The sequence below is a fragment of the Mycobacterium sp. E740 genome (assembly GCF_001672895.1).
Classification (GTDB): Bacteria; Actinomycetota; Actinomycetes; order Mycobacteriales; family Mycobacteriaceae; genus Mycobacterium.
In genome coordinates, this window is the sequence record NZ_LZKP01000046.1 from 1 (window position 1) to 8,888 (window position 8,888).

Sequence of the window (8,888 nt, forward strand, 5' to 3'; positions counted from 1 at the left end):
GGCTGCTGGGGGGAGACAGCCGGGATCGCTGCTGTCACAGGGTGTTCAACAGTTCGTCGAGCTTCTCGTAGCCTTCGGTCATCCCGCCCTCCATACCTGAGGACAGCAGCGCGTCGCGCGCCTCGACGGTCGGGCAGATGGATCGGCCGCGCAACCTACTGCGCCCGCCCCCGAGATCGTCGAACCACATGTACTCGATGTTGACCTGATCGGGCACGCCCTCGAATTCGAAAGTCTGCAAGATGAACTCGTTCTCGCGCACGGTGTGGAATGTGCCGTTGAACCGGTATTCGCCGCCTTCGTTCTTGTGCACGTAGCGGTAACCGCCGTGGCTCTTGAATTCCCATTCGTCGATCGTCATCTGCATACCGTGCGGCCCGAGCCATCTCGTGAGCAGCTCGGGGTCGGCGTGGGCGCGGAACAGCGCCTCGACGGGCGCATCGAACTCTCGGGTGAACTCCATGGCCAGGGTGTCGACCGGCGCGGTCAAGTTCAGCGCATTACTCATCCTTCGGTTCCTTTCTCGGGTGTGTCTGCGCCAGCAGGTCGTCCAGCCGGCGGTAGTTGCGTTCGGCGTCGAGCCGGTATCGGTCGATCCATGCGGTCAGCCGCTCGAGTGCGACGGCGTCCAGATGCACCGGCCGTCGCTGTGCATCGCGGGTCCGGGTGACCAGCCCCGCTTGCTCGAGTACCTGAATGTGCTTGGAGACGGCCTGTTTCGTGATGTCGAACGGTGCGGCGAGTTCGTTGACGGTGGCCGGCCCCCTCGACAACCGCGCCACGATGGCGCGCCGCACGGGGTCCGCGAGTGCCAGGAAGGCGCGGTCCAGCCGCGTGTCAGCATCGAATTCACGCTCCAAAGTCAACCTTGAGTTTGATCAACGTATTAGTTGATTACCAAGCTAAGGGCCGGTGCTCGCAGTGTCAAGGCTCGCTCGCAAACCGGTGTCACACCCATCGACGTTTTCCAGCGGAAGTGCGAGTGAGCGCCTACAAATCGTTGATCGGTGTGACAGCCGTGCGCCCCGCTGGGCTAACCCCTTCTGCGGATGATCGCGCGCAACTTGTCGAGCCGGGTGGAGATTTCGCGTTCGACGCCTCGGCCCGTCGGGCGGTAGTAGTCGACACCGACCAGCTCATCGGGTGGATACTGTTGCGCCACAACACCATCCGGGGCGTCATGGCTGTACCGGTAGCCGATCGCATTGCCGAGCTTGGCCGCCCCGGAGTAGTGGCCGTCGCGCAGGTGCGACGGAACGAGTCCCGCCTTGCCGGCGCGAATGTCGGCCATCGCCGCGCCCAGCGCCGTCGTCACCGCGTTCGACTTCGGCGCCGTCGCGAGGTGGACCGTCGCGTGCGCCAGCGTGAGCTGCGCTTCGGGCATCCCGATCAGTTGCACCGTCTGCGCGGCGGCGACTGCCGTCTGCAAGGCGCTCGGATCGGCCATCCCGATGTCCTCGCTGGCCAGGATCATCAGCCGACGCGCGACGAAGCGGGGGTCCTCCCCCGCGACCAGCATGCGGGCCAGATAGTGCAATGCGGCGTCGACGTCGGAGCCGCGGATCGACTTGATGAAAGCGCTGATCACGTCGTAGTGCTGATCGCCGTCACGGTCGTAGCGCACGGCCGCCTTGTCCAGCGATTGCTCGATGGTCTCGACCGTCACCTCGTGACCGGTTTCGGACGCGACCTCGAGCGCGGTCAACGCGCGTCGGGCATCCCCGGCCGACAGCGTCACCAGCAGGTCGACGGCCTCGTCGCTGACCTCGACCTTGCCCGCGAGACCGCGCGGGTCGTCGACGGCGCGACGGACCAGCGTGCGGACCGCGTCGGCGTCGAGCGGTTGCAACTGCAGGATCAGCGACCGCGACAGCAGCGGCGCGACGACCGAGAACGACGGATTCTCGGTGGTCGCGGCGACGAGCAACACCACGCGGTTCTCGACGGCGGACAGCAGCGCATCCTGCTGCGTCTTGGAGAAGCGGTGCACCTCGTCGATGAACAGCACGGTCTGCTCACCGTGGGCGGCCGCGCGCCGGGCCACGTCTATCACGGCGCGCACCTCTTTGACCCCGGCCGACAGCGCCGACAGCGCTTCGAACCGGCGGCCGGTGGCCTGCGATATCAGCGACGCGAGCGTCGTCTTACCGGTTCCGGGCGGGCCGTACAGGATGACCGAGGCCGCACCCGAGCCCTCGACCATCCGGCGCAGCGGTGAGCCGGGTTGCAGCAGGTGGTCCTGGCCGACCACCTCGTCGAGCGTCGCGGGTCGCATCCGCACCGCCAACGGCGCCGACGCGCCGACCGGGCCGATGCCGGTCGAACCGCGGGGCTCACCGGGGACGTCGAACAGACCCTCGGACACCGTCTCAGGTTACGGCGGTCACGAAGTCGATCAACTCCTCGACGCGCCCGATCAGCGCCGGTTCGAGGTCGTTCCAGTCGCGCACCCGTCCTCGGATGCGTTGCCAGGCTCGTGCGATGTCGGCCTGCTCGGCGGCCGGCCAGCCCAGCGAGCGGCACACGCCCTTCTTCCAGTCGATGCCCTTGGGTACGACGGGCCACGCAGGCACGCCGAGCCGCTCGGGTTTGACCGCCTGCCAGATGTCGATGAACGGATGGCCGACGACCAGCGTGTGCTCACCGCCGGGCCCGCGCCGGACCGTGTCTGCGATACGGGCCTCTTTCGAACCCGCGACCAGATGGTCGACCAGCACTCCGAGCTTGCGACCCGGGCCCGGCCGGAAATCGTCGACGATCGCGACGAGGTCGTCCACGCCGCCGAGGTGCTCGACGACGACCCCTTCGACCCGAAGGTCGTCACCCCACACCTGCTCGACGAGTTCGGCATCGTGGCGGCCCTCGACATAGATGCGGCTCGCCAGTGCGACCTTCGCCCGCGAGCCCGGTACGGCGACCGAGCCCGACGCCGTGCGGGCGGGCTTCGGCGCGGCGCGTTTCGGCGCGGTCAGGATCACCGGCTTACCGTCGATCAGGTAACCCGGCCCGACCGGAAACGGCTTGCGCCTGCCATGCCGGTCCTCGAGTTCCATGCGTCCGTACTCGATACGCACGACGGCGCCGACGTAGCCGGTCTGGGCGTCTTCGACGACGAGCCCCAGTTCCACCGGCCGTTCGGTGGAGCGGACCGTCCGGCGGTGGGGATTGTTGGCGAGCACGTCGCGGCCGTAACGATCAGACACCGGGCGATCGTAGGGGCCACTGCTCGCGCTGGGGAAGCGACGTCGGCGACAATGCGGGCGTGACGGATTTCGCGCGGTACGGACCATGGGCAGTGATCGCGGGCGGCTCCGAGGGCGTCGGCGCCGAGTTCGCGGGGCAACTGGCGGCCTCCGGTGTGAATCTGGTTCTGATCGCACGAAAGTCCGGCCCACTGGAGGAGACCGCCGACTCGTGCCGGCGCGCCGGCGTCGAGGTGCGCACACTGGCTCTCGACCTGACCTCCTGCGACGCGATCGCGCGCGTCACCGCCGCGACCGACGACGTCGAAGTGGGACTGTTGATCTACAACGCGGGGGCCAACACCTGCAGCGAACACTTCCTCGACGGTGATCTCGCCGATTTCCAGCGGGTGATCGACCTGAACGTCGGCACCATGCTCGCCCTGGTGCAGCACTTCGGCCGGCACATGCGCGAGCGCCGTCGCGGCGGCATCCTGATGGTCGGATCGATGGCGGGCTATCTGGGTTCGATGCGGCACACCGTCTACGGCGGCGTGAAGGCGTTCGGACGGGTGTTCGCCGAAAGCCTGTGGCTCGAACTGCGCGAGTTCGACGTCCACGTGCTCGAACTCGTGTTGGGAGTCACCCGCACCCCGGCGATGGAGCGCGTCGGGCTGAACTTCGACGTGCCCGGGATGCGCGTCGCCGAACCCGCCGACGTCGCACGCGAAGGCCTCGAGCAACTTCCGCACGGCCCGGTGTTCGTCGCCGGCGGCAACGCCGACGATGTGGCGCGGCGCAATCATCCGGACCGGGCCGAGGTCGTGCTCGGCACACACCGGTTCATGCAGAAGCTGTTGGGCGAGAGGTAAATTCGATGATCGACGAGCGACTGGCCGCCCTGGAACAGCGGGTACTGCGGATGGAGGACGAGCGCGCGATCGAGCGGATGATCGCGTCCTACGGGCCGCTAGTGGATGCCGGCGAAGCCGACGGCGCCGCGGACCTGTGGGCGACCAACGGCAGTTACGACGTCGAAGGTTGGCACATGGCGGGTCGCGCCGATGTCGCCGCGATGGTGCGCTCCGACGCCCACCAGGGCCTCATCGCCCGGGGATGCTGTCACTTCCTGGGGCCGGCCGTGGTGACAGTCAACGGCGATGTGGCGGTCGCGGTCTGCGAATCGCTTCTGGTGACGCGCCGCGGCGACGGGTTCGCGGTGTCGCGTGCCGGCGCCAACCACTTCCGGTTGCGGCGCATCGATGGGCGGTGGCAGATCGTCGCACGTCGGACCCGCGTGCTGGACGGCGGTTCGGAAGCCCGCGAGTTGCTGTCAGCGGTGCGCTAGGGCTACCACCGCCGGTCGGTCAGGCGGCGCGTCCACAGCACCAGGATCCCAGCCGCCACGATGCCGACCAAGTTCACCGCGAGCTGAACAGCGGACTTGATTGCGATGTCCCAGTCGCCGACCGTGGCGGCGACGATCGCGAAACCCGCAGCGGGCACCGTCGTCACCGAGATGAAAACACCAACGAGCGCAGCCGATTTCGACGAAATCAGCGACAGCATCCCGGCGGCGCCCGCCAGGAACGCGACGACGAATGACAGCGGACCTACCTGGAAGATGAAGTCGACCTGGTCGAGCTCCCTGGTGCTGGTCACGGTGATCCAGCCGACCGCCTCGCCGGCCACAACCATCACCGCGGTGACGATCATCGCGAGCGGGAACCCCACGAGCAGCGCGATCGCCGCCCGCCGCGCCAGGTACAGCCGCTTGCGCACCAGCGCCACCGCCAAGGCGGCCAGCGGACCGAATTCGGGGCCGAGCACCATCGCACCGACCACCGTGACCGGCGAGTCGGTCACCACGCCGATCGCCGCGATCAGACATGCGACGCACAGGAACGCCAGGAACGTGATGTTGAGCGTGGATTCCTCGCGCGTGCGGACGGCCAGCTCGTCCCACACGACCGCATCGGCGGGATCGCCCTCCGCCTCGTCCTCGGCGCGATATGCCCGCGTGGAGAGCACGGTGTCGATGAAGTCGAGCGTGATCGCGCCGCGCTCCTTGACTCGCAGTGCCTTCAACGCGTCGACGACGTCGTTCGCCGATTCTCGGGCGATGTCGGCGGTGATCTCGTCGCCGCGCGGTTCGACGGCGGCGTCGCGGTGGATGACGATGTGGGTGACGCCGGGATTGTCCCGCAGGACCGCCATCACGGTGTCGCGCTGCTCCGTGGGCGAGATCAGGCGCAGATGCAGCACACCGGCACACTAGCGATCCGCCGCCGCCCTCGCCTGCATAATCGACACCCATGCGGGTGATCGTCACCGGAGGCAACAGTGGCGTCGGGAAGGCCACCGCGGCAGCACTGACCGCTGACGGCCACAGCGTCCTGATCGCCTGCCGCGACGTCGACAAAGGTCGCCGGGCCGCCGAGGACATGACCGGCGACGTGGCGGTGGGCGCCCTCGACCTCGGCGACCTCGCCAGCGTGCGCGCATTCGCCGAAACCGTGAAAACCGTTGACGTGCTGGTGAACAACGCGGGCGTGATGGGTATTCCGTTGACTCGGACCGCCGACGGGTTCGAAGCCCACATCGGGATCAATCACCTCGGGCACTTCGCCCTGACCTGTCTGCTGGCCGACCGGATCACCGATCGGGTGGTCTCGGTGTCCAGCGCGACATATCTGTTCAGCAAACTGCACCTCGACGACCTGAACTGGCGACAGCGCAACTACTCGAAGTGGAGCGCATACGGCGAGTCGAAGTTGGCCAACCTGCTGTTCGTCGCCGAACTGGCCAGCCGGGGCGTGCGCGCGTACGCCTCAGATCCGGGCGCCACCGACACCGACATCACCCGTTCTTTGGGAATGGGTGAGCACCGGCGGATTCGCCGGCTGATGCACACCCCGGCGCAGGGCGCTCGCGCCACCCTGCAGGCGATCACAACCGACGTGCCCAGTGGCACCTATTTCGCACCGCGGTTCAACCAGATCGGCCGGCCGAAGGTGACGCGGTTGCGGCGCAAGGCCGTCGACCCCATGGCGGCTCGCCGGTTGTGGGAGCGCTCGGCCGAACTGACCGGATGCGACTGGCCGCGCTGATCAGTCGCCCTGGCGCCACCACGCGACGACGTAGATCACCATCGCACCCGCGAGCGCGATCAGCACCCAGAGCACCACCGCCAGATCGATCCAAGCGCCCGCAGGTGGCGCACCGGGCAACAGGTTGCGCAGCGGGACCACGGCGAACAACATCGCCGCGAACCACGTCGTCAACGGCGGCAGGAACTTTCGGCGGCCGAGCACGGTTTCGATCGCCACGAACAGCGCGGCGGCGGGCAGGGCGAGCAGGACGAGCAGAATGCCGAGGTCGAAAGCCAGCGCCGCCCTGGTGCGTTGCATCGTCAACCGCACCGTCTGCTCGGGAGCAGGCGGCGCTTCGATCACGTCCTGCTGGATGTGGGTGTCCCAACCGTTGATGTGTCCCGCGACGACCACGCCGACCGGAATGGGGCGCTGCGCCGGGCCGCCACCGAGAAAGGCCTGCACACCGATGATGTCCGTGCTGAACGAGTCGAACGGCCAATCGTCCGGATCGCCGACGGCGACCAGTGGGATGGTCGTGTCGTTGCCCTTGACGTCGTCGTGCACGTAGATCAACTCGCCCGCGCTGGTCCACGAGCTCAGTCGAATTGTGATGCCGTCCAACGCTTCCGGTCCCGCAGCCTGCAATTGCGGACCGGGATGCACGAGAACATCGGCCATCAACCGGTTCTCGGCGGGGTTCATCTGCCGCAGCCGCAAGATGACCACGGTCTCGCCGGTGACCGACGGCTCGGAGAAGCGGAAATGGTTCGGCGGAGATTCCAGTAAGCCGTAGCCGATCAGGGATCCGACGTAGACCGCGAGGACCGCGAGCACCGTCGTCAGCACGGTGACGCGCCGCTTCGGCTTCACAGGATCCGCACGCCAGCTAGTCGGTCTTGGGCTTCGCGTCGATGCCGGAGTCCTTGCGCTGTTGCGCAGTGATCGGCGCGGGCGCACCGGTCAGCGGATCGACGCCGCCGCCGGACTTCGGGAACGCGATCACTTCGCGGATCGAGTCCGCGCCGGCGAGCAGGGCAGTGATCCGGTCCCAGCCGAATGCCAAACCGCCGTGCGGCGGAGCGCCGAACATGAACGCTTCCAACAGGAATCCGAACTTCTCTTCGGCTTCGGCCTTGTCCAGGCCCATCACCGCGAACACCCGCTCCTGGATGTCGCGGCGGTGGATACGGATCGACCCGCCACCAATCTCGTTGCCGTTGCACACCACGTCGTAAGCGTCGGCCAGCACACTGCCCGGGTCGGTGTCGATGCGGTCCTCGAACTCGGGCTTGGGCGCGGTGAAGGCATGGTGCACCGCGGTCCACGCACCGGATCCGACCGCGACGTCGCCGTGCGCGGTCGCGTCATCGGCCGGTTCGAACAGCGGCGGGTCCACCACCCAGGTGAACGCCCAGGCGTTCGGGTCGATCATGTCGAGGCGCTTGGCGATCTCGCCACGCACGGCGCCCAACAGCGCCCGCGACGTCTTCGCCGCACCCGCCGAGAAGAACACACAGTCACCCGGGGACGCGCCGACGTGGGCTGCGAGGCCGTCGCGTTCGGCGTCGGACAGGTTCTTGGCGACCGGCCCGCCAAGGGTGCCGTCATCACCGATCAGCACATAGGCCAGCCCTTTGTGGCCGCGCTGCTTGGCGAAATCCTGCCAGGCGTCGAGGGTGCGGCGCGGTTGCGATGCGCCGCCGGGCATGACGACGGCCCCGACGTACGGCGCCTGAAACACCCGGAACGGGGTGTCGTGGAAGTAGTCCGTGCACTCGACGAGTTCGAGCCCGAACCGCAGATCGGGCTTGTCCGAACCGAACCGGCGCATCGCATCGGCGTACGTCATCCGCGGCAACGGCAGCGGCACGTCGTAGCCGATCAGACGCCACAGCGCGGCGATGATCTCCTCGGCGAGCGCGATCACGTCCTCGGCGTCGACGAAGCTCATCTCCAGATCGAGCTGGGTGAACTCCGGCTGACGGTCGGCGCGGAAGTCTTCGTCGCGGTAGCAGCGCGCGATCTGGTAGTAGCGCTCCATGCCTGCCACCATCAGCAGCTGCTTGAACAGCTGAGGGCTTTGCGGCAACGCGTAGAACGACCCCGGCTGCAGTCGAGCGGGCACCAGGAAGTCGCGCGCACCCTCCGGCGTGGACCGCGTCATCGTGGGCGTCTCGATCTCGACGAAGTCGTGGCGGCCCAATACGTCGCGAGCGGCCGCATTCACCTTGGAGCGCAAGCGGATTGCGTAACCAGGAGCATCGCGGCGCAGATCCAGGTAGCGGTACTTGAGCCGGGCCTCCTCGCCCGGCTGCTCGTCAAGCTGGAACGGCAGCGGGGCGCTCTCGCCCAACACCGTCAACGACGTCGCGTTGACCTCGATCTCCCCGGTGGGGATGTCGGGGTTGGCGTTGCCCTCCGGCCGGATCTCGACGACGCCGTCGACGGCGATGCAGGACTCCGCGCGCAGCCGGTGGGCCGATTCGAGGACGTCAGCTTCCCGGAACACCACCTGCGAGACTCCCGACGCGTCGCGCAGGTCGATGAAGATGACACCACCGTGGTCACGGCGACGCGCGACCCAGCCGGCCAACGTCACCTTCTGACCGGC

At 67.8% G+C, this 8,888-nt stretch carries 10 protein-coding genes; 3 read left to right on the plus strand and 7 right to left on the minus strand.

Going from position 1 to position 8,888, the window contains the following annotated elements; genetic code table 11:
• Positions 1-34: 34 nt before the first annotated feature.
• The 4 genes from A5663_RS04540 to A5663_RS04555 form a co-directional block, all read right to left on the minus strand.
• On the minus strand, positions 35-508 hold the full coding sequence (locus A5663_RS04540) for an SRPBCC family protein (protein WP_068144434.1): 474 nt from the start codon (positions 506-508) through the stop codon (positions 35-37).
• Positions 501-860, minus strand: a complete 360-nt coding sequence (locus A5663_RS04545) for a helix-turn-helix transcriptional regulator (RefSeq protein WP_068144439.1) — start codon at positions 858-860, stop codon at positions 501-503. Before A5663_RS04545 ends, A5663_RS04540 begins: the two co-directional genes overlap by 8 nt.
• A 173-nt stretch (positions 861-1,033) precedes the next feature.
• Positions 1,034-2,365, minus strand: a complete 1,332-nt coding sequence (locus A5663_RS04550) for a replication-associated recombination protein A (protein WP_068144441.1) — start codon at positions 2,363-2,365, stop codon at positions 1,034-1,036.
• 4 nt (positions 2,366-2,369) lie between these two features.
• Positions 2,370-3,203 carry a DUF3097 domain-containing protein gene (locus A5663_RS04555; RefSeq protein ID WP_068144444.1) on the minus strand — a complete coding sequence of 278 codons (834 nt, stop codon included), beginning with the start codon at positions 3,201-3,203 and terminating at the stop codon, positions 2,370-2,372.
• A gap of 59 nt (positions 3,204-3,262) precedes the next feature.
• Here A5663_RS04555 and A5663_RS04560 point away from each other — a divergent pair, with 59 nt between their 5' ends.
• Positions 3,263-4,054 carry an SDR family oxidoreductase gene (locus A5663_RS04560; protein WP_068144445.1) on the plus strand — a complete coding sequence of 264 codons (792 nt, stop codon included), beginning with the start codon at positions 3,263-3,265 and terminating at the stop codon, positions 4,052-4,054.
• 5 nt (positions 4,055-4,059) lie between these two features.
• A complete protein-coding gene (locus A5663_RS04565) occupies positions 4,060-4,530 on the plus strand; it encodes a nuclear transport factor 2 family protein (RefSeq protein WP_068144448.1) in 471 nt (156 codons plus the stop codon).
• 2 nt (positions 4,531-4,532) lie between these two features.
• On the opposite strand, the gene A5663_RS04570 is transcribed toward A5663_RS04565, so the two are convergent.
• Entirely contained in the window at positions 4,533-5,447 is a 915-nt protein-coding gene (locus A5663_RS04570; RefSeq protein ID WP_068144450.1) for a DUF389 domain-containing protein, read from the minus strand.
• Positions 5,448-5,497: 50 nt separating this feature from the next.
• Between A5663_RS04570 and A5663_RS04575 the strand changes: the two genes are divergently transcribed.
• Positions 5,498-6,292 (plus strand): SDR family NAD(P)-dependent oxidoreductase, encoded by a 795-nt coding sequence (locus A5663_RS04575; protein WP_068144452.1) that lies wholly within the window; start codon positions 5,498-5,500, stop codon positions 6,290-6,292.
• Here the strand turns inward: A5663_RS04575 and A5663_RS04580 are convergent, their stop codons facing one another.
• On the minus strand, positions 6,293-7,147 hold the full coding sequence (locus A5663_RS04580) for a DUF4436 family protein (RefSeq protein WP_068144453.1): 855 nt from the start codon (positions 7,145-7,147) through the stop codon (positions 6,293-6,295).
• A gap of 16 nt (positions 7,148-7,163) precedes the next feature.
• On the minus strand, positions 7,164-8,888 hold a 1,725-nt coding region (gene aspS / locus A5663_RS04585; RefSeq protein ID WP_068144455.1), incomplete at its 5' end, for an aspartate--tRNA ligase.